The following is a 19,457-nucleotide window of genomic DNA, read 5'->3' as shown; positions in this document are numbered from 1 at the left end:
TTAGAGAGGATCTCCATGTCCCTGCGCTTCGCGCTGCTTTTGCTGTTGGCCAGTCTTTGTACTGGTTGCGTCCTGTCGGGCGATTTCAATCCGATGAAGACCAGCAAGGGGCGCGACGAGGCGCGTAATGCCTACGTGCAACTGGGTCTGGGTTACCTGCAACAGGGCATGACGGAACGCGCCAAGGTGCCGTTGAAGAAAGCGCTGGAGCTGGACAGCTCGGACCCGGACGCCAACGCCGCGCTGGGCCTGGTGTTCCAGGCCGAAATGGAGCCGGAGCTGGCGGATGAGCATTTTCGCAAGGCGCTGTCGTCCAGCCCCAAGGATGCGCGAATCCTGAATAACTACGGCAGTTTCCTCTACGAGCAGAAGCGCTATAAAGAGGCGTACGAGCGCTTCGAGCAAGCTGCCGCCGATACCCTGTATCCTGAGCGCTCACGGGTGTTCGAGAACCTGGGAATGACCGCTTCGATGCTGGGCCAGCGTGAATTGGCCCGCCAGCAACTGGAAAAAGCCCTGCGGTTGAATCAGCAACAACCACGCGCCTTGCTGGAAATGGCTGAGTTGTCTTACGAAGACAGGCATTATGTGCCCGCGCGAGACTATTACGACCGTTTCAGCCTGCTCACGGAGCAAAATGCACGTAGTCTGTTGCTCGGCGTGCGGTTGGCAAAAGTATTTGAAGATCGCGACAAGGCCGCCAGTTTTGGCCTGCAACTAAAACGACTCTATCCCGGTACGCCGGAATATCAGCAATACCTGTCGGAGCAATGATGAAAGCGGCGCATCCTGAAGTTGTAGCAGCGAATCGCGTTAACCCCGGTGAGACTTTGCGCCAGGCCCGCGAAAGCAATGGCTGGTCGCTGGCCGAAGTGGCCCTCAAGCTCAACCTCACTGTCAATTCCCTGAGCAATCTTGAAGCGGGCGCTTTCGACAAGCTGCCAGGGCATACCTTCGCTCGCGGTTACATTCGCGCGTATGCCAAGTTGCTGGGCATGGACCAGACCGTGCTGGTCCAGCAGTTCGACCAGTCCACCGGCACCGATTCCCAGGGCAGCAGCGTCCACGCCCTGGGTCGCATCGAAGAGCCGGTGCGGGTTTCCCACACCATTTTGCGCATCGTCAGCCTGTTGCTGCTCATCGCCGTGATCGGTGGCGGTTTTGTCTGGTGGCAGGATCAGACCTCGCTGCGGACCAAGGACCTGATCAGCCTCAGCCCGGAACACGTTGAAGTCGAAGGCGCTGACGGCACCACCCAGATCCATCCGCTGGACGAGCCGGAAGACCAGGCCGTTGCCGAGGGCCAGGCTGAAAACTCCACCGCGCTGGCATTGCCGCAGTCCGAGAGCGCTGCTGAAGCACCGGCAGAAACCGCCACTGCGCCGGCTGCCGAGCCGACTGCTCCGGCAGCCCCGGCAGCTCCGGCGACGCCTGCACCGGCCGCACCGACGCACAATGCTGCGCCGGTTGTCGCCGCGCCCGTCGCCCCAGCCCCGACCGCTCCGGTGGTGTCGACGCCGCCTGCGACGGCTTCGGTCACCCCGACCATCCCGGCGCCGACCGCCGCGGCCACCACCGCTGGCCAGGGTCAGGTTCAATTGCAATTCACCGCTGATTGCTGGACGCAGGTGACCGATGGCTCCGGCAAGGTGCTGTTGAGTGGCCTCAAGCGCAAAGGTGACAGTGTCAGCCTCAGCGGCAAGCCGCCATTTGCCGTGCGCCTGGGTTATGCCCGTGGCGCGCAGGTCAGTTACAACGGGCAGGTGGTTGATGTCGCTCCGTTCACCAGTGGCGAGACTGCTCGCCTGAAGTTGGGTCAATAAGTCATGCACGGCGAATCTCCAATCAAACGTCGCGAATCCCGCAAGATCTGGGTGGGTAACGTGCCTGTGGGCGGCGATGCGCCTATCGCTGTGCAGAGCATGACCAACAGCGACACCAATGACGTGGCGGCCACTGTCGCCCAGATCAATCGCCTGGAAGCCGCCGGGGTCGACATCGTGCGCGTGTCCGTGCCGGACATGGACGCCGCCGAGGCGTTCGGCCGGATCAAGCAGCTGGTCAAGGTGCCGCTGGTGGCCGACATTCACTTCGACTACCGCATAGCCTTGCGCGTGGCCGAGCTGGGTGTCGATTGCCTGCGGATCAACCCGGGCAACATCGGCCGCGAGGACCGCGTGCGAGCGGTGGTCGATGCCGCCCGTGACCGTGGCATCCCGATCCGTATCGGCGTCAACGCCGGTTCCCTGGAAAAAGACCTGCAGAAGAAATACGGTGAGCCGACCCCGGCCGCGCTGGTCGAGTCCGCGCTGCGCCACGTCGAACACCTGGAACGCCTGAATTTCCAGGACTTCAAGGTCAGCGTGAAGGCGTCCGATGTGTTCATGGCGGTCGAGGCGTATCGCCTGCTCGCCAAGGAAATCGTCCAGCCGCTGCACCTGGGCATCACCGAAGCCGGTGGTTTGCGTTCAGGCACGGTGAAATCCGCAGTGGGCCTCGGTATGCTGCTCGCCGAAGGGATTGGCGATACTATCCGCATCTCGCTGGCGGCCGATCCGGTCGAGGAAGTGAAAGTCGGCTACGACATTCTCAAGTCCCTGCACCTGCGTTCCCGTGGCATCAACTTCATCGCCTGCCCGAGCTGCTCGCGGCAGAACTTCGATGTGGTCAAGACCATGAACGAGCTGGAAGGGCGCCTCGAAGACCTGCTGGTGCCGCTGGATGTCGCGGTCATCGGTTGCGTGGTCAACGGGCCGGGCGAAGCCAAGGAAGCCCATATCGGCTTGACCGGCGGCACGCCCAACCTGATTTACATCGACGGCAAGCCGTCGCAGAAACTGACGAATGAAAATCTGGTGGATGAGCTTGAACGCTTGATCCGCGAGAAAGCGGCCGAAAAGGTCGAAGCCGACGCTGCCGTCATTGCGCGCGGCTAGGTCGAACGAATTTAAGGATTGATAGTGAGCAAGTCTCTGCAAGCCATTCGTGGCATGAACGACATCCTGCCCGAACAGACCCCCCTGTGGCGTCACTTCGAGGGCACCGTTGCGCGCCTGCTGGATAACTACGGTTACAAGCAGATCCGCATGCCGATCGTCGAGTTCACCGAGCTGTTCAAGCGCTCGATCGGCGAAGTGACCGACATCGTCGAAAAAGAGATGTACACCTTCGACGACCGCAACGGCGATTCCCTGACCCTGCGCCCCGAAGGCACCGCGGCCTGTGTGCGTGCGGTGCTCGAACACGGCATCACCGGCGGTGGCCAGGTGCAGAAACTCTGGTACATCGGCCCGATGTTCCGTCACGAGCGTCCGCAAAAAGGACGTTATCGCCAGTTCCACCAGATCGGCGTGGAGGTGTTCAACCTCGACGGTCCGGACATCGACGCCGAGCTGATCGTGCTGACCTGGCGCCTGTGGGGCGAGCTGGGCATCCGTGATGCGGTCAAGCTCGAACTCAACAGCCTGGGTACCAGCGAGTCCCGTGGGCGTTACCGTGAAGCGCTGGTGGCGTTCCTGTCGCAACACCTGGACAAACTGGACGAAGACAGCCAGCGCCGCCTGAAGACCAACCCGCTGCGGGTCCTGGACACCAAGAATGCCGACACGCAGGCGATCCTGGTGGACGCGCCGAAAATGGCCGACTACCTGGACGACGAATCCCGTGCGCACTTCGAGGGCCTCAAGGCTCGCCTGGACGCCGCCGGCATTCCTTACGTGATCAACCCGAAGCTGGTGCGCGGGCTGGATTACTACAGCAAGACCGTTTTCGAATGGGTCACCGACAAGTTGGGCGCCCAGGGCACCGTGTGTGCCGGCGGCCGTTACGACGGTCTGGTGGAGCAGATGGGCGGCAAGCCGACCCCGGGCGTTGGTTTCGCCATGGGTATCGAGCGCCTGGTGCTGCTGCTGGAAACCCTGGAGCAGATCCCGCAAGAGATCTCCCGCCAGGTCGACGTATACCTGTGCGCCTTCGGTGAAGAAGCCGAGTTGGCCGGCCTGGCGCTGGCCGAGCGTGTGCGTGACCAGCTACCCAACCTGCGCCTGCAAGTGAATGCCGGCGCCGGCAGCTTCAAAAGCCAGTTCAAGAAAGCCGACAAGAGCGGTGCGCTGTACGCGCTGATCCTCGGCGACGACGAAATGGCCCAGCAAGTGGTAGGTTTCAAACCCCTGCGTGGCCAGGGCGAACAACAAAGCATTGCCTGGGATGCGCTTGCTGCACACCTGGCCACCTGCGTCGTGCAGGGTTGAAGCTGTCCAAACAGCCGATTTAGCGATTAAGGAGTATTGGGGTGTCGAGTACCGAAGACGAACAGCTGGCGGATTTGAAGGAATGGTGGTCACGCAACGGCAAGCCCCTGGTCACTGGCGGCCTGTTGGCGCTGGTCATCGTATTCGGCTGGCAGGCGTTCCAGAAGTATCAGGGCAACCAGTCGCAAGGCGCTTCGGTGCTTTATCAGCAATTGCTCGAAACCACGCTGACGCCTGACGGCAAGCCCGACGCAGCCCGCGTCTCGGACCTGGCCGGCAAGCTCAACAGCGAGTTTGGCGGCAGCGCCTACGCGCAGTACGGCAGCCTGTTCGTGGCCAAGGTCGCGGTGGACAGCGGCAAGCTGGATGACGCCGCCACCGAACTGAAGGCCGTCGTCGCCAAGCCTGCCAATCCGGCACTGGGCGAAATCGCCCGTCAGCGCCTGGCGCAGGTGCTGGGTGCGCAGAACAAGGCCGATGAAGCCCTGAAGTTGCTCGAAGGCGATGCCGACAAAGCCTTCCTGGCCACTCGCGAAGAACTCAAGGGCGACCTGCTGGTGCAGTTGGGTCGTACCGATGAAGCGAACACGGCGTATCAAAAAGCCAAGGCGGCACTGTCGGATGAAGCGGCAGTCGGTGGCCTACAAATCAAGCTGGACGACCTGGCCAAAGGGGATGCGTGACGTGATCCGTTGGAAACATGCAGCATTGCTGGCTCTGGCCATTCTGGCCGCGGGTTGCAGCAGCAACAGCAAAAAAGAACTGCCACCGGCCGAACTGACCGACTTCAAGGAAGAAGTGGTTCTGCACAAACAGTGGAGTCGCTCGATCGGTGACGGTCAGGGCGAAACCTACAACATGCTGGTACCGGCGATCGATGGCGATACCATCTATGCTGCCGACGTCACCGGTGTGGTGATGGCGCTGGATCGCAGCAACGGCGACGTCAAGTGGAAGAAAGATCTCGAACTGCCTGTGTCCGGTGCCGTCGGCGTCGGTTACGGTCTGCTGACGATCGGTACGCTCAAGGGTGAAATCGTTGCCCTGGACGCCATCAACGGCGAAGAGAAATGGCGCGCTCGCGTGTCCAGCGAAGTCCTCGCACCACCGGCCAACAACGGTGATGTGGTGGTGGTCCAGACCCAGGACGACCGTCTGATCGGCTTGGACGCTGCCACCGGCAGCCAGCGCTGGTTGTATGACAGCACCCCGGCAGTCCTGACCCTGCGTGGCACCAGCGCGCCGATCGTCACCAACCGCATGGCGGTGGCTGGCCTGTCGACCGGTAAAGTGGTCGCCCTCGATATCTCCAACGGCGTGCCGGTGTGGGAACAACGGGTCGCGATCCCGCAAGGTCGTTCGGAGCTGGAGCGTGTGGTCGACATCGACGGCGGCTTGCTGCTGTCCGGTGGCACGCTGTACGTCGCCAGCTACCAGGGTCGCGTAGCGGCACTGGACCTGGAAAGCGGTCGTCAGCTCTGGCAGCGTGATGCTTCCAGCTATGCCGGCGTTGCCCAGGGTTTCGGCAACGTTTACGTGAGCCTGTCTTCGGGCACCGTTGAAGGCGTCGACGAGCGTTCGACCACCGCCCTGTGGAGCAACGATGCACTGGCTCGCCGTCAACTGTCGGCGCCGGAAGTGTTCTCCAGCTACGTTGCAGTGGGTGACCTGGAAGGTTACCTGCACCTGCTGAGTCAGGTGGACGGTCGCTTCGTCGGCCGCGAGCGCATCGACAGCGACGGCCTGCGTGCCCGTCCGCTGGTGGTGGGTGACACGATTTATGTGTATGGCAACAGCGGCAAACTGGAAGCCCTGACCATCAAGTAACGACTATGCTTGGGGTTTAACCCCCAGGCGGCTTCACCTGTGTCGGAATGTAGGAGCGAGCTTGCTCGCGATGGGCGTCAACGATGATGTTGGCGTCCTGATTAAACGCGGTGTCCATGCGTTTATCGCGAGCAAGCTCGCTCCTGCAGAAATCGTCATGGAGATTGCCTCGAGCACCAGCCGCTGCCTAGCAGCGGCTTTTGTATTTTCTGAAATAACGAAGTGGAGAGCCGCATGGTTCCCGTAATCGCCCTGGTGGGTCGACCGAACGTCGGCAAGTCCACCTTGTTCAACCGCCTGACCAGGACTCGTGATGCCATCGTCGGCGACCTGTCCGGTCTGACCCGTGATCGCCAATACGGTGAGGCCAAGTGGCAAGGGCGTTCCTACATTCTGATCGACACCGGCGGTATCTCCGGTGACGAGCATGGTATGGACGAAAAAATGGCCGAGCAGTCGCTGCTTGCCATTGAAGAAGCAGATGTGGTCCTGTTCCTGGTCGATGCCAAGGCGGGTTTCACCGCTGCGGACCAGATGATCGCCGAGCACTTGCGCAAGCGTAACAAGCGCTCCCACGTGGTCGCGAACAAGGTCGACAACATCGACCCTGAAATGGCCCGCGCCGAGTTCGCGCCGTTGGGCATGGGCGACGCGATCCCGATCGCCGGCGCCCACGGCCGTGGCATCACCCAGTTGCTGGAAATCGCCCTGAGCGACTTCCCGAAAGACGAGGATGAGCTGCAGGAAGGCGAGGAAGAGGAAGTTGCCGAAGGCGAGGAAGCCAAGCGCATTCCTGGCCCGAGCGAAAAAGACGGGATCAAGATCGCCATCATCGGCCGCCCGAACGTGGGCAAGTCGACCCTGGTCAACCGCATGCTCGGTGAAGACCGGGTGATCGTCTACGACCAGCCCGGCACCACCCGGGACAGCATCTACATCCCGTTCGAGCGCAATGACGAGAAGTACACCCTGATCGACACCGCCGGTGTGCGCAAGCGCGGCAAGATCCACGAGGAAGTCGAAAAGTTCTCGGTGGTCAAGACCCTGCAGGCGATCAAGGACGCCAACGTGGTGATCTTCGTCATGGACGCCCGCGAGGGTGTGGTGGATCACGACCTCAACCTGCTGGGCTTCGCCCTGGAGGCCGGTCGGGCCTTGGTCATCGCACTGAACAAGTGGGACGGCATGACCCCGGGCGAACGCGATTTTGTGAAGATCGAGCTGGAACGCCGGTTGTTCTTCGTCGACTTCGCCGACATCCACTTCATTTCGGCGTTGCACGGCACGGGCGTGGGCAACCTCTATGCGTCGGTGCAGAACTCGTTCAAGTCGGCGGTCACCCGCTGGCCGACCAGTCGCCTGACCCAGATCCTCGAAGACGCCGTCAGCGAGCACCAGCCGCCGATGGTCAACAGCCGCCGGATCAAGCTGCGTTATGCCCACCTGGGTGGCGCGAACCCGCCGATCATCGTGATTCACGGTAACCAGATCGAGAAGGTGCCGAAGTCTTACGTGCGTTACCTGGAGAACACTTACCGCCGTGTCCTGAAGCTGGTCGGTACGCCGATCCGCATCGAGTTCAAGGGCGGCGAGAACCCGTACGAAGGCAACAAGAACTCGCTGACCGACCGCCAGGTCAACAAGAAGCGTCGCTTGATGTCGCACCACAAGAAGGCCGACAAGAAGCGCCGCGACAAGCGCTGATTCAAGGCGGGCCGCCTTGGGTGGGAGCGAGCCTGCTCGCGATAGCGATCTGTCTGACACGTTGATGTTGAAGCTGTCGACGCCATCGCGAGCAGGCTCGCTCCCACAGGGGCGGTAACAGAAGAAAGGGCGCTTTATGCGCCCTTTTTTTATGGGCGCCGGATGGGCTATCCTCGGGCTCTCCCGCGCCGCGTCAGAGCCGGGTGTAGAGCAGGGAACCACCGATGATCACCAGTAAGCTGCCGAATGTCGGCGTCACTATTTTCACGCAGATGTCGCAGCTCGCGGCGCAGACCGGGGCGATCAACCTGTCCCAGGGTTTTCCCGATTTCGATGCACCGCAGGCCTTGTGCGACGCGGTCGGCCGGCACATCGCCAGTGGCCACAACCAGTATTCGCCGATGACCGGTCTGCCGGCGCTGCGTCAGCAGGTGTCGGCGAAAATTGCGCGCAGCTACGGCGTGCAGGTCGATGCCGATCACGAAGTGACCATCACCCCCGGCGCCACCCAGGCGATCTTCTGTGCGATTCAGGCGGTCATCCACAGTGGCGACGAAGTGATCGTGTTCGATCCCTGCTATGACAGCTACGAGCCTTCGGTGGAGCTGGCGGGCGGCCGCTGCGTGCATGTGCAACTGGGGTTGAATGATTTTTCCATCGACTTCGAAAAACTCGCGGCGGCGATCAGCCCGCGCACCCGAATGATCGTGTTGAACACTCCGCACAACCCGAGCGGAGCGCTGATCAGTGGTGCTGAGCTGGATCGGTTGGCGGACCTGATCCGTGATCGCGATATCTACCTGGTCAGCGATGAGGTCTACGAACACCTGGTGTTCGATGGCGTGGCTCATGTCAGCGTGTTGAATCATCAGGAGCTGTACCAGCGTGCTTTCGTGGTCAGCTCGTTCGGCAAGACCTATCACGTCACCGGCTGGAAAACCGGCTACGTGGTCGCGCCACCGGCGCTCACGGCAGAGCTGCGCAAGGTGCATCAATACGTGAGTTTCTGCGGGGTGACGCCGCTGCAGTTCGCCCTGGCCGATTTCATGGCCGAGCACCCGGAACACGTGGAAGCGTTGCCCGCCTTCTATCAGGCCAAGCGCGACCTGTTCTGCGACCTGCTCGCGCCGTCGCGTTTCAGCTTCGCCCGCGTGACCGGCACCTATTTCCAGTTGGTCGATTACTCGCAGATCCGCCCGGACCTCAACGACGTCGAGATGTCGCTGTGGATGACCCGCGAGCACGGCGTGGCGAGCATCCCGATCTCGGTGTTCTACCAGACGCCGCCCGAAGGCCAGCGCCTGGTGCGCCTGTGCTTCGCCAAACGTGAGGAGACCCTGCGTCAGGCAGCGGAAAAACTATGCGTGATCTGAGTGCACTGCCCAATCTGAACATCGCCCTGATCCAGACCAGCCTGGCCTGGCATGACCGCCAGGCCAACCTGGAGCATTTCGAGCCGTTGCTGGAACAGGCGCGTGGCGCCGACCTGATCATCCTTCCGGAGATGTTCACCACCGGTTTTTCCATGGAGTCGGACACCCTCGCCGAGGCGGAAAACGGTCCGACCAGCAAGTGGTTGCGCGCCCAGGCGGCGCACCTCGATGCGGTGATCACCGGCAGCGTGATCGTGCAGGCCGCCGACGGCAGTCATCGTAACCGCCTGTTGTGGGCACGGCCGGACGGCGAAGTCTGGCACTACGACAAGCGCCACCTGTTCCGCATGGCCGGTGAACACAACCATTACACCCCCGGCGAGCGTCAGGTGCAGTTCGAGCTCAAGGGCTGGCGGGTGCGACCGCTGATTTGCTACGACCTGCGCTTCCCGGTGTGGAGCCGAGATGCCCAGGACACCGATCTGTTGCTTTACACCGCGAACTGGCCGGGCGCACGGCGCCAGCACTGGAACCGCCTGTTGCCGGCACGGGCGATTGAAAATCTCTGTTATGTGGCGGCGGTGAACCGCATCGGCACCGACGGCAAGGGCTTTGCCTACACCGGGGACAGCCAGGTGCTGGATTTCCAGGGCGAGACCCTGCTCAGCGCCGGCGATGCGGACGGGGTGTTCCAGGCGGTGTTGAGTGCGGCGGAGCTGCAGGCGTATCGCACGCGGTTTCCGGCGAATCTGGATGCGGATACCTTTGAGTTCACCTGATAGCTTCACTGCCTGACAGGACGCCTTCGCGGGCAAGCCCGCTCCCACAGGTTTTCAGGTGTACCCGACATTTATGTACACCTCGGTCACTGTGGGAGCGGGCTTGCCCGCGAAGAGGCCTGATTGAACAGCACAAAAGTATCAGGCAACAAAAGGCCCCGGACGCTTTCGCGCCGGGGCCTTTTTGTATTTCAGCGAAGGCTTACGCCGCTTTGGCTTCCGGCTGGCTCAGCGAGCGGTTCAGCGCGCTGAACAGGGCCTTGAAGCTGGCGGTGGTGATGTTTTCGTCGATGCCGACGCCATGCACCGCGCGCTCACCGTTCACCCGCAGCTCGATGTAGGCCGCCGCTTTGGCGTGGGTACCCGCGCCGATGGCGTGTTCGTTGTAGTCCATGATTTCCACCGGCACCGGCAGGCCGGCCACCAGGGCTTCCAGTGCGCCGTTGCCCTTGCCGCGCCAGTGCAGGTTGGTCTCGCCCTGGCCTTTGCCGGACACTTCCACTTCCACGGCGCTGTGACCGTTTTCTTCCTGCAGGCGATGGCTGACCAGCGCATACGGGGTGTTGGCCTGCAAGTATTCGCTGTGCAGCAAGGCGTGGATCTGCTGGGCGGTCATTTCCAGGCCCAGGCGATCGGTTTCACGCTGCACGACCTGGCTGAACTCGATCTGCATGCGACGCGGCAGGCTGATGCCGTATTCCGACTCCAGCAGGTAGGCGATGCCGCCCTTGCCCGACTGGCTGTTGACGCGGATGACCGCCTCGTAGCTGCGGCCGATGTCGGCCGGGTCGATCGGCAGGTACGGCACTTCCCACAGGGCGTCCGGTTTCTGCTGGGCGAAGCCCTTGCGGATGGCATCCTGGTGCGAACCGGAGAACGCGGTGTGAACCAGGTCGCCAACGTACGGGTGGCGAGGGTGCACCGGGATCTGGTTGCACTCTTCGACGACCTTGCGCACGCCGTCGATGTCCGAGAAGTCCAACTCAGGGTTCAGGCCTTGGGTGTACATGTTCAGCGCGACGGTCACCAGGTCGACGTTACCGGTGCGTTCGCCGTTGCCGAACAGGCAGCCTTCGACACGATCGGCGCCGGCCATCAGGCCCAGTTCGGTGGCGGCCACGCCGGTGCCACGGTCGTTGTGGGTGTGCAGGCTGATGATCACGCTGTCACGACGGTTGATGTGACGGCCGAACCATTCGATCTGGTCGGCATACACGTTCGGCGTCGCGCATTCGACGGTGGCCGGCAGGTTGAGGATCATCTTGTGCTCGGGTGTCGGGTTCCACACCTCGATCACGGCGTCGCACACTTCTTTGGCGAATTCCAGTTCGGTGGCGCTGAACGTCTCTGGCGAGTACTCGAACGTCCACTGGGTTTCCGGCTGCTGGGCGGCGTACTTGACGAACAGCTTGGCCGCGCTCACGGCGATTTCCTTGATGCCGTCCTTGTCCTGGTTGAAGACAATGCGGCGGAAGGAAGGGGAGGTCGCGTTGTACAGGTGAACGATGGCTTTTTTCGCCCCGCGCAGGGATTCGAAGGTACGGGCGATCAGGTCTTCACGGCCCTGGGTCAGCACCTGGATGGTGGTGTCGTCCGGGATGTGGTTGTCTTCGATCAGGGTGCGCACGAAGTCGAAGTCGGTCTGCGACGCCGCCGGGAACGAGGCTTCGATTTCCTTCACGCCGACCTGCACCAGGGTTTTCCAGAAACGCAGTTTTTTCACCGCGTCCATCGGCTCGATCAGCGACTGGTTGCCGTCGCGCAGGTCGGAACTGCACCAGATCGGCACGGCGGTGATGGTCTTCGACGGCCAGGTGCGGTCCGGGAGGTCGATGGCCGGGAAGGCGCGGTATTTCGAAGACGGGTCTTTGAGCATGCTCATCGGAGGAATCCTTATTGTGTGGGCCGAGAAGAGGCGGCCTGCCGGTGGTTCAACTGTTCTTGGGGAAAAGCGTGGGACGAGGCGTCGCGATTCAGCCCGGCAGTCGTGCGCTGACGAGGCACAGGCTGCGGTGCTGGCGAAGCTGAATGAGGGTGTGAGAGGTTTTCATGCCTTCAACCCTAACCGCGAGGGGGGAGGATGGCAAGCAGTCGAAAAAAATTGAGAGGAATATCCGAAATTGCAGTTCTCTCGCGATTTTATTGCTTTAGATAGCGCGAATATTCCCAGTGGTTGCGCAGGCTTTGGAAGCTGCGCAATTGGAATCCGGTGCCTTTGCTGGCCTCATCGCAAGCAGGCTCGCTCCCACCTTTGATCACGTCCCCCTGTGGGAGCGAGCCTGCTCGCGATGACGCAAGTCGCCTCACCACAAAATTCAGGGCTGGAACGCCCCGATAAAAATCGCCGGATCCACCCGCGCATCGTTCAGGCTGACATTCCAGTGCATGTGCGGTCCGGTCGCCCGGCCGGTGGCGCCGACCTTCCCGACCACCGCGCCGCGGGCCAGCGGTTGGCCGACCTTCACGTCGATCTTCGACATGTGACAGAACATGCTGATGAAGCCCTGCCCGTGGTCGACGAACACGGTGTTGCCATTGAAGAAGTAGTTGCCGATCAGGATCACCTTGCCGGCGGCGGGTGTCTTGATCGGTGTGCCGGCGGGCACGGCGAAATCCAGGCCGGAGTGGGGATTGCGCTCCTCGCCGTTGAAGAACCGACGCACACCGAACTTGCTCGACAGCGGGCCATTGACCGGCTTGTCCAGCAGCAGGTTGCTCGGCGTGTTCGGGCTGAAGGTGCGGTAGGCGGCGATCTGCTCGGCCAGCTCGCGTTCGATGCGCTTGAGGTTGCTCTGATCCGGGTTGACCTGCTGGGTGTTTTTCAGGGTGATGCGCTGTTCCGGGTATTTCTTGGTGCCGACGGTGAAGTTGAAGTCTCGACCGCCGCTGCTGATGGACTGCACGCCAGGCTTGACCGTCAGCGGCACGCCGACGATGGCCCGCCAGTTGTCCTGCTCCCTGACCACCAAAACCGGTTTGCCCTGGTAGCGGGCGGTCGGTGCCTGCGCGGCGCTGCCCAGGTCGATCACGGCCACGCCGCCCGGCACGGGTTTGTTCAACAGGCGGGTGATGTAGCTGTCGGCATGGGCGTTGAAGCTCAGGCACAACACAAGCAGCGAAGCGAAAAGGCGTGGCATCGATCAATCCAGTAAAGAGAGGGTGACGGGCGTCAGGTGGTTGTCCTCGACCCGCACGTGCAGCTCACCTTCGCCCAAGCGGGCTTTCAGGCGCTGGCCATTGTGGGTTTGCGCCGCGTTGCGGATCGCTTGGCCGCGCTCGTCCAGCAGGATGCTGTAGCCACGTCCGAGGGTCGCCAGCGGGCTGACCACGTGCAGCGTCTGCATCTGGCTTTGCAGCTGCAGGCGACGGCCCTTCAGCCCTTCGCGCATGGCACGGGGCAGGCGTTCGGCGAGGCTGTCCAGGCGCTGGCGCAACATGGCCAGTTGTCGACCCGGATGCTGTCCGGCGAGGCGGGTTTCCAGGCGGATCAAGCGTTCGCGACGGGTGTTGAGGCTGCGTTCGAAAGCCCGGCGCAGGCGCATGTCCAGGTCATCCAGACGCTGTGCCTGCTGGCGCAGGCGTTCGCCCGGGTGGCGCAGGCGCCGAGCGATGCCCTCCAGACGCAGGCGGTCGCGCATCAGGCGGTCGCGCATGCGCATCACCAGGCGGCGGTGCAGGCTTTCGACCCGACGCACCAGGTCGCTGGAGTCCGGTGCCAGCAGTTCGGCAGCGGCCGACGGCGTGGGCGCGCGGACGTCGGCGACGAAGTCGCTGATCGACACATCGGTTTCATGGCCGACGGCACTGACGATCGGTGTCACACAGGCATCCACGGCGCGGGCCACGGCTTCTTCGTTGAAACACCAGAGGTCTTCCAGCGAGCCGCCGCCACGGGCCAGGATCAAGGCATCGAAACCACGGGCGTCCGCCAGTTTCAAGGCGCGGACGATTTGCGCGGTGGCTTCGCGGCCCTGCACGGCGGTGGGGATCAACGTCAATTGCACCTGCGGCGCCCGGCGGCGGAACACGCTGATGATGTCGCGGATCACCGCGCCGGTCGGCGAACTGATGATGCCGATGCGTTGCGGATGCGCGGGCAGCGGCACCTTGCGCTCGGCGCTGAACAGGCCTTCGGCGCTGAGTTTTTCCTTCAGCGCATCGAAGGCCAGGCGCAGCGCGCCGTCACCGGCCGGTTCGACCGTGTCGAGGATCAACTGATAGTCGCCACGGCCTTCGAACAGCGAAACCTTGCCACGCACTTTCACCGCCAGGCCGTCCTTCAACGCCTGGCGCACCCGCGCGGCGTTCTGCCGGAACAATGCGCAGCGCACCTGGGCGCCGCTGTCCTTGAGGGTGAAATACACGTGGCCGGACGCCGGGCGGGCGAGGTTGGAGATTTCGCCTTCGACCCAGATGTTGCTGAACACGTCCTCCAGCAACACCCGCGCACGGCCGTTGAGCTGGGTGACAGTCAGGACTTCCCGGTCCAGGCCGAGTCTTGCAAAGGGATCTTTAATCATGGGCGCAGTTTAAAGGCATTCGCGGCTCAATCTCCATGACCAAGATACATCCGATGTTGGGAGCGGGCTTGCTGGCGAAAACGGTGTATCAGTCGATGGCGAAATTGAATGAAATAGCGCTTTCGCGAGCAAGCCCGCGCTCACAGGAGGTAGAGTTCGCTTCGGAATTCAAGGATGACAGGGGAATGAATGTGCTCGAGTTGTTGAACCAATGGCCCTTCGGCCTGACGGATTGGTTACTGATCGGCCTGGGCATTGCCCTGGCGTATATCGTGTTCGGCATCGCTGGTTTCGGCACGGCGCTGGTGGCGGGGCCGATTCTTATTCTGTTCATGCCGCTGTCGAAGATCGTGCCGTTGCTGGTGCTGCTGGATTTCATCGCGGCGTTCGGCAATCTGCTGCCGTCGCGGCGGGACGTGGCCCGGCCGGAGTTGTTGCGGCTGTTGCCGTGCATGGCGGTGGGCTGCACGCTGGGGGTGATTTTCCTGCTGAACCTGCATTCGGACGTGTTGCTGCTGTTGATGGGGCTGTTCATCAGCGCCTATGCGATCTACAGCCTGGGGGTCAAACGCCGGCCGACGCAGTTGTCGGCCGCCTGGTCGGTGCCGATGGGCACGGTGGGCGGGATGTTCGGGGCATTGTTTGGCAGTGGTGGCTTTCTCTATGCGATCTACCTGAACAGCCGGTTGTCGAAAGAGGCCGCCCGGGCGACCCAGAGTGCGCTGATCAGTTGCAGCACCGTGGTCCGCCTGAGCCTGTTTGCTGTCGCGGGGGTGTATGCCGAGCTACCCTTGTTGATGCTGGCGCTGTGTCTGTTGCCGGCGATGGCGCTGGGCTTGTGGATCGGCCGGCGGCTGACCCTGCGGTTGTCCCGCGAGGCGTTCGTGCGGCTGGTGACCTGGCTGGTGCTGGCCAGCGGGATTGCCCTGATCGGGCGTTATTTGAGCACTTGACCGGATCGCGTCAGGGATTAAGCTGCCGGCCTCTTTTCTCCTTGTGGGAGCAAGCCTGCTCGCGATAGCGCAATGTCAGCCGACTCAACGGTGACTGACCCACCGCTATCGCGAGCAGGCTCGCTCCCACAGCAGGGAAAATTTTCAGTATTTGCAGCAGGGCTTGCACCATGAACTCGCAAAGCATCATCGTCCCGAAAATCTCCACGCTGCCGGTGCATGAACCCCGGGCCAGGGCGGTGGTGCGTTGGCTGGTGCGCAAGAACATCATCAAGGAAGAACTGAGCACCTGCGGGCGCACCGGCAACCGCATGGGCCACGCGATCGCCGATGGCGCCCGTGCGGTGGTCCTGCACCCGCAAGCCCTGCCGTTCGGCGAGGCGATCAACGGCCTGGAGATCGTGACCAAGCGCTGCATCTATACGCCGGCCAAGGGTTTCCTGGGGGAGGCGGGCTGCGCCGAATGCCGCCAGGAGGTCGGCGAGGCGCTGTTCGAAAGCCTGGAAGACTGGATGCCGGGGCGCACCGACAACTTCACCTGCCCCGAGTGCGGGCACGAAGATGACATCAATGGCTTTCTGTTCCTCCAGGAATGCGGCTTCTCCAACCTCGGTTTCATCTTCAACAACTGGGCCGAGGCCGGCTTCAAGCAGAGCTTTCTCGATGAATTTGCCGACTGGCTGGATCAGCCCGTCAGTTGGGTCAAGGTCGAGCTCTGAACCCGTACATCCGTAATGCTGATAATAGACAGAGTTTTACATTGAACCCGAGGGGGTGTCTGACTATAATGGCGCGCTTCCATTTTCCCGCTCGGGAGCCCCCGCGATGCTGCGTATCAGCCAAGAAGCTCTGACATTCGACGACATTCTCCTCGTGCCCGGTTATTCCGAGGTGCTTCCTAACGAAGTCAGTCTGAAGACCCGCCTTACCCGTGGCATCGAGCTGAACATTCCTCTGGTTTCTGCCGCCATGGACACCGTCACTGAAGCCCGTCTGGCAATCGCCATGGCTCAGGAAGGTGGCATCGGCATCATCCACAAGAACATGACCATCGAGCAGCAAGCTGCCGAAGTGCGCAAGGTCAAGAAGTTCGAAGCCGGCGTGGTCAAGGACCCGATCACCATCGAGGCTGACGCCACGGTTCGTGATCTGTTCGAACTGACCCGCCTGCACAACATTTCCGGCGTCCCGGTCCTGCACGACGGCGACCTGGTCGGCATCGTCACTTCCCGTGACGTGCGTTTCGAAAGCCGCCTGGACGCCAGCGTCCGCGACGTGATGACGCCCAAAGAGCGTCTGGTCACCGTCAAGGAAGGCGCCGACAAGAACGACGTTCGCGAGCTGCTGCACAAGCACCGCATCGAGCGCGTGCTGATCGTCGACGACAAGTTTGCCCTCAAGGGCATGATGACCGTCAACGACATCGAAAAAGCCAAGGCTTACCCGCTGGCCAGCAAGGACGATCAAGGTCGTCTGCGCGTTGGCGCTGCCGTCGGTACCGGCAAAGACACCGGTGAGCGCGTGGCCGCTCTGGTCAATGCCGGGGTTGACGTGGTGGTGGTCGACACCGCCCACGGTCACTCCAAGGGCGTGATCGACCGCGTTCGCTGGGTCAAGCAGAACTTCCCTGAAGTGCAGGTCATCGGCGGCAACATCGCCACCGGCGCTGCCGCCAAGGCCCTGGCCGAAGCGGGCGCCGACGCCGTCAAGGTCGGTATCGGCCCAGGCTCGATCTGCACCACCCGTATCGTCGCCGGTGTCGGCGTCCCGCAAATCAGTGCCATCGCCAACGTTGCCGCTGCCCTCGAAGGCACCGGCGTTCCGTTGATCGCCGACGGCGGCATCCGTTTCTCCGGTGACCTGTCCAAGGCCATCGTGGCCGGTGCTTCCTGCGTGATGATGGGCTCGATGTTCGCCGGTACCGAAGAGGCGCCGGGCGAGATCGAACTGTTCCAGGGCCGTTCGTACAAGGCTTACCGTGGCATGGGTTCGCTGGGCGCCATGTCCCAGGCCCAGGGTTCCTCCGACCGCTACTTCCAGGACTCCTCGGCCGGCGCCGAGAAACTGGTTCCGGAAGGCATCGAAGGGCGTGTCCCGTACAAGGGCAGCCTGAGCGCGATCATCCACCAGTTGATGGGCGGCCTGCGTTCCTCGATGGGCTACACCGGTAGCGCCGACATCGAGCAAATGCGCACCATCCCCGAGTTCGTGCGGATCACCGGCGCTGGCATGGCCGAGTCCCACGTACACGACGTACAGATCACCAAGGAAGCGCCAAACTACCGCGTAGGTTGAGCCTTCAAGCAAAAAGTTTACGACCGGGGCTGTTTTATTCAGCCCCGAGTTGTTTCTGAATCACGACTGTTTCTGAATGACTTAGACGAGACTGAATCATGGCCCTCGATATTCACGCTCACCGCATCCTGATCCTCGATTTCGGTTCCCAGTACACCCAGCTGATCGCCCGCCGCGTGCGTGAAATCGGTGTGTACTGCGAACTGCATCCGTTCGACATGGACGACGAAGCGATTCGCGAATTCGCGCCAAAGGGGATCATCCTCGCGGGTGGCCCGGAGTCGGTACACGTGGCGGACAGCCCGCGCGCGCCACAGGCAGTCTGGGACCTGGGCGTACCGGTGTTCGGCATCTGCTACGGCATGCAGACCATGGCCGAGCAGTTGGGCGGCAAGGTGGAAGGCTCCGAGCTGCGTGAGTTCGGTTACGCCCGTGTCGATGTGGTCGGCAAGAGCCGCCTGCTGGACGGTATCGAAGACCACGTCGACGCCGACGGCCTGTTCGGCCTCGACGTGTGGATGAGCCACGGTGACAAGGTCACCCGGATGCCGGGCGACTTCCACGTCCTGGCCAGCACCCCGAGCTGCCCGATCGCCGGCATGTTCAGCGACGAGCGCGCCTACTACGGCGTGCAGTTCCACCCGGAAGTGACCCACACCAAGCAGGGCGGTCGCATCCTGTCGCGCTTCGTCCTCGACATCTGTGGCTGCGAAGCGCTGTGGACCCCGTCGAAGATCGCCGAAGACGCCATCGCCCAGGTGCGCGCCCAGGTCGGCACCGACAACGTGCTGCTGGGCCTGTCCGGCGGTGTCGACTCCTCGGTGGTTGCCGCGCTGCTGCACAAGGCGATCGGCGACCAACTGACCTGCGTCTTCGTCGACAACGGCCTGCTGCGCCTGCACGAAGGCGAGCAAGTGATGGCCATGTTCGCCGAGAACATGGGCGTCAAGGTGATCCGCGCCAACGCCGAAGAGCAGTTCCTCAACAACCTGGCCGGCGAAGCCGACCCGGAGAAGAAGCGCAAGATCATCGGCCGTACCTTCATCGACGTGTTCGATGCCGAATCCTGCAAACTGGACAACATCAAGTACCTGGCCCAGGGCACCATCTACCCGGACGTGATCGAGTCGGCTGGCGCGAAAAGCGGCAAGGCCCACGTGATCAAGTCGCACCACAACGTGGGCGGCCTGCCGGAAGAGATGAACCTGAAGCTGGTCGAGCCACTGCGCGAACTGTTCAAGGACGAAGTCCGCCGTCTGGGCCTGGAACTGGGCCTGCCGTACGACATGGTCTACCGCCACCCGTTCCCGGGCCCGGGCCTGGGCGTGCGGATCCTCGGTGAAGTGAAGAAGGAATACGCCGACCTGCTGCGTCGCGCCGACCACATCTTCATCGAAGAACTGCGCAAGGCCGACTGGTATCACAAGGTCAGCCAGGCCTTCGTGGTGTTCCAGCCGGTGAAATCGGTGGGCGTGGTGGGCGATGGCCGTCGTTACGCCTGGGTCGTGGCCCTGCGTGCCGTGGAAACCATCGACTTCATGACCGCCCGTTGGGCGCACCTGCCGTACGAACTGCTGGAAACCGTCAGCGGCCGTATCATCAATGAAATCGAAGGCATCTCCCGCGTCACTTACGACGTGTCGAGCAAGCCGCCTGCGACGATTGAGTGGGAGTGATCCCATAGCGCAGCATGAAAAAAAAACCGGCTTTGGCCGGTTTTTTCATGCCCGAGCCGACACCCGAGTCATGAGCGTGT

General features: G+C 62.4%; 16 protein-coding genes. 13 read left to right on the top strand and 3 right to left on the bottom strand.

Annotated elements, in window-relative coordinates; translation table 11 throughout:
- Positions 1-15 precede the first annotated feature (15 nt).
- From pilW to ACM6IM_RS26045, 9 genes are all read left to right on the top strand, one after another.
- Positions 16-774 (top strand): type IV pilus biogenesis/stability protein PilW, encoded by a 759-nt coding sequence (gene pilW, locus ACM6IM_RS26085; protein ID WP_192302614.1) that lies wholly within the window; start codon positions 16-18, stop codon positions 772-774.
- Positions 774-1,823 (top strand): RodZ domain-containing protein, encoded by a 1,050-nt coding sequence (locus tag ACM6IM_RS26080; protein ID WP_414866693.1) that lies wholly within the window; start codon positions 774-776, stop codon positions 1,821-1,823. The genes pilW and ACM6IM_RS26080 overlap by 1 nt, the downstream gene beginning before the upstream one ends.
- Positions 1,824-1,826: 3 nt before the next feature.
- Complete coding sequence (ispG, locus tag ACM6IM_RS26075; RefSeq protein ID WP_414866692.1) at positions 1,827-2,936, top strand: flavodoxin-dependent (E)-4-hydroxy-3-methylbut-2-enyl-diphosphate synthase; 1,110 nt, start codon at positions 1,827-1,829, stop codon at positions 2,934-2,936.
- 24 nt (positions 2,937-2,960) lie between these two features.
- A complete protein-coding gene (gene hisS, locus ACM6IM_RS26070; protein ID WP_192302611.1) occupies positions 2,961-4,250 on the top strand; it encodes a histidine--tRNA ligase in 1,290 nt (429 codons plus the stop codon).
- 41 nt (positions 4,251-4,291) lie between these two features.
- The gene (locus ACM6IM_RS26065; RefSeq protein ID WP_414866691.1) at positions 4,292-4,933 is read left to right on the top strand and encodes a YfgM family protein; all 642 of its coding nucleotides are present in this window, start codon (positions 4,292-4,294) and stop codon (positions 4,931-4,933) included.
- Positions 4,926-6,077 carry an outer membrane protein assembly factor BamB gene (bamB, locus tag ACM6IM_RS26060; RefSeq protein ID WP_192302609.1) on the top strand — a complete coding sequence of 384 codons (1,152 nt, stop codon included), beginning with the start codon at positions 4,926-4,928 and terminating at the stop codon, positions 6,075-6,077. The genes ACM6IM_RS26065 and bamB overlap by 8 nt, the downstream gene beginning before the upstream one ends.
- Positions 6,078-6,311: 234 nt before the next feature.
- Positions 6,312-7,781, top strand: a complete 1,470-nt coding sequence (gene der / locus ACM6IM_RS26055) for a ribosome biogenesis GTPase Der (protein ID WP_192302608.1) — start codon at positions 6,312-6,314, stop codon at positions 7,779-7,781.
- Positions 7,782-8,005: 224 nt separating this feature from the next.
- Positions 8,006-9,154 (top strand): pyridoxal phosphate-dependent aminotransferase, encoded by a 1,149-nt coding sequence (locus ACM6IM_RS26050; protein ID WP_414866690.1) that lies wholly within the window; start codon positions 8,006-8,008, stop codon positions 9,152-9,154.
- The gene (locus tag ACM6IM_RS26045; RefSeq protein WP_192302606.1) at positions 9,142-9,933 is read left to right on the top strand and encodes an amidohydrolase; all 792 of its coding nucleotides are present in this window, start codon (positions 9,142-9,144) and stop codon (positions 9,931-9,933) included. Before ACM6IM_RS26050 ends, ACM6IM_RS26045 begins: the two co-directional genes overlap by 13 nt.
- Positions 9,934-10,135: 202 nt before the next feature.
- Here ACM6IM_RS26045 and leuA read toward each other — a convergent pair whose 3' ends face one another.
- The 3 genes from leuA to xseA form a co-directional block, all read right to left on the bottom strand.
- Positions 10,136-11,815, bottom strand: coding sequence for a 2-isopropylmalate synthase (leuA, locus tag ACM6IM_RS26040; protein ID WP_414866689.1), 1,680 nt, complete (start codon positions 11,813-11,815; stop codon positions 10,136-10,138).
- Between the two features lie 433 nt (positions 11,816-12,248).
- A complete protein-coding gene (locus tag ACM6IM_RS26035) occupies positions 12,249-13,070 on the bottom strand; it encodes a peptidoglycan DD-metalloendopeptidase family protein (protein WP_414866688.1) in 822 nt (273 codons plus the stop codon).
- 3 nt (positions 13,071-13,073) lie between these two features.
- Entirely contained in the window at positions 13,074-14,453 is a 1,380-nt protein-coding gene (gene xseA / locus ACM6IM_RS26030; RefSeq protein ID WP_414866687.1) for an exodeoxyribonuclease VII large subunit, read from the bottom strand.
- 185 nt (positions 14,454-14,638) lie between these two features.
- On the opposite strand from xseA, the gene ACM6IM_RS26025 reads away from it, so the two are divergent.
- From ACM6IM_RS26025 to guaA, 4 genes are all read left to right on the top strand, one after another.
- Positions 14,639-15,406, top strand: a complete 768-nt coding sequence (locus tag ACM6IM_RS26025; protein ID WP_192302602.1) for a sulfite exporter TauE/SafE family protein — start codon at positions 14,639-14,641, stop codon at positions 15,404-15,406.
- Positions 15,407-15,576: 170 nt separating this feature from the next.
- Complete coding sequence (locus ACM6IM_RS26020) at positions 15,577-16,125, top strand: sugar ABC transporter ATPase (RefSeq protein WP_192302601.1); 549 nt, start codon at positions 15,577-15,579, stop codon at positions 16,123-16,125.
- A gap of 106 nt (positions 16,126-16,231) precedes the next feature.
- Positions 16,232-17,701, top strand: coding sequence for an IMP dehydrogenase (guaB, locus tag ACM6IM_RS26015; protein ID WP_192302600.1), 1,470 nt, complete (start codon positions 16,232-16,234; stop codon positions 17,699-17,701).
- Positions 17,702-17,799: 98 nt separating this feature from the next.
- Positions 17,800-19,377, top strand: a complete 1,578-nt coding sequence (gene guaA / locus ACM6IM_RS26010; RefSeq protein WP_192302599.1) for a glutamine-hydrolyzing GMP synthase — start codon at positions 17,800-17,802, stop codon at positions 19,375-19,377.
- Positions 19,378-19,457: the final 80 nt, after the last annotated feature.

The sequence above is a fragment of the Pseudomonas sp. IT-P12 genome, from assembly GCF_949767465.1.
In the GTDB taxonomy this organism is placed as follows: domain Bacteria; phylum Pseudomonadota; class Gammaproteobacteria; order Pseudomonadales; family Pseudomonadaceae; genus Aquipseudomonas.
This window is presented reverse-complemented; position numbering and strand designations above follow the sequence as displayed.